Source organism: Bradyrhizobium sp. PRIMUS42, assembly GCF_023006515.1.
GTDB lineage: Bacteria > Pseudomonadota > Alphaproteobacteria > Rhizobiales > Xanthobacteraceae > Bradyrhizobium.
On record NZ_JALBGZ010001086.1, the window covers coordinates 1 to 1478 of the forward strand.

Consider the following 1478-nt stretch of genomic DNA (forward strand, 5'->3'; position numbering starts at 1 on the left):
CGGCGAGCACGATCGCGCCGGACGGCCCCTGCGCAACGACATCCTCGACGGCCTGGTCGGCGGCGGCTGGGCTGGTCGGCGGATCTGAATTGATCATGTGATTTCTCAGTTCAGCGGTGCGGAGCGCAGCTCGTTGGCCTCCCGCGCCGAGACCGGCGTGCCGCGATTGCCCCAGGCGGTACGGATGTAGGAGACGACGGCGGCGATCTCGTTGTCGGACAATAAACCCGCGAAGGGTGGCATGCCGTAGGGCATCGGGTTGCCCTTGGTGCCCGGCGGATAGCCGCCATTGAGCACCATGCGGATCGGATTGACCGCCGACTGCATCTCGATTGACTGGTTGTTGGCAAGCGGCGGCCAGTGCGGCGGCTTGCCTTCGCCCTGCAGCCCGTGACAGCTCGCGCAGTGCTTGTCGTAGACGGTCTTGCCGAGGCTGACCAGCAGGCTGCTCTCGGTGGTCGGCAGCGTCGAGCTTGCCGGCGGCGGAGGCGAGGGCTCCGCGATGCCCTTGAGGTACACGGCCATCGCCCTGGTGTCCTCGTCGCTGAGATATTGCAGGCTGTTGTGCACGACCTCGGCCATCGGGCCGTAGACGACGCCGCGCATGGAGACGCCGGTCTGGAGCAGGTCGGTGATGTCCTTGATGCTCCAGTCGCCGAGCCCGGCCTCGCGGTTGGACGTCAGCGAGGGCGCGTACCAGTTCTGCATCGGGATCAGGCCACCCTTGAAGGCATCCGATTGCGAGGTGCCGCCGAGCGCGTTGATCGGCGAATGGCACATGCCGCAATGACCGAGGCCCTCGACAAGGTAGGCCCCGCGGTTCCATTCGGCGGATTTGGTCGGATCAGGTTTGAACTCGCCCTCTGAGAAGTACAGCGTGCGCCAGCCGAGGATCAGCTGGCGGTTCGAATAGGGGAAGCGCAGATCGTGCTCACGATTCCGCTGGTTCACGGCCGGGATTGACTTCAGATAGGCGAAGATCGCCTCCGTGTCGGCTCGCGTGACCTTGGTGTAGGACGCGAACGGCATTGCCGGATACATCAATCCGCCGTCCGGAAAGCGGCCGTAGTGCATCGCCTTGTAGAAGTCTTCGGCAGTCCATTTACCGATGCCGGTATCGCGATCCGGCGTGATGTTGGAAGAATACAGGGTGCCGAACGGCGTCGGCATGGCGCGTCCGCCGGCAAAGGTGTGGCCCTCGGGCGCTGTGTGGCAGGCGATGCAGTCGCCGGCGCGCGCCAGATATTCGCCGCGCGCGACAAGGCTATCAGGGTTGGACTTCGGCTGTGCCTCGGCGGACGAACCGGCGAAAAGCAACAGCCATACGGCAAGGATTGGTGAACACGATCGCAAGTCCGTCGCCTCACTCCGGTTCACTGCCGCAGGCGCCCGGCAGCACATCCGTACCCTTCGGCGCCGGCGCGATGTTCCCGGGCGCAGGGCGGCTCGCGCGCCACGCCGCGACCGCCGTCACGTCG

At 65.8% G+C, this 1478-nt stretch carries 1 protein-coding gene; it reads right to left on the reverse strand.

Annotated elements, in window-relative coordinates; genetic code table 11:
• Positions 1–105: 105 nt before the first annotated feature.
• Positions 106–1317: a cytochrome c gene (locus MOV75_RS37830; protein ID WP_247007961.1), complete on the reverse strand. Its 1212-nt coding sequence runs from the start codon at positions 1315–1317 to the stop codon at positions 106–108.
• Positions 1318–1478 lie beyond the last annotated feature (161 nt).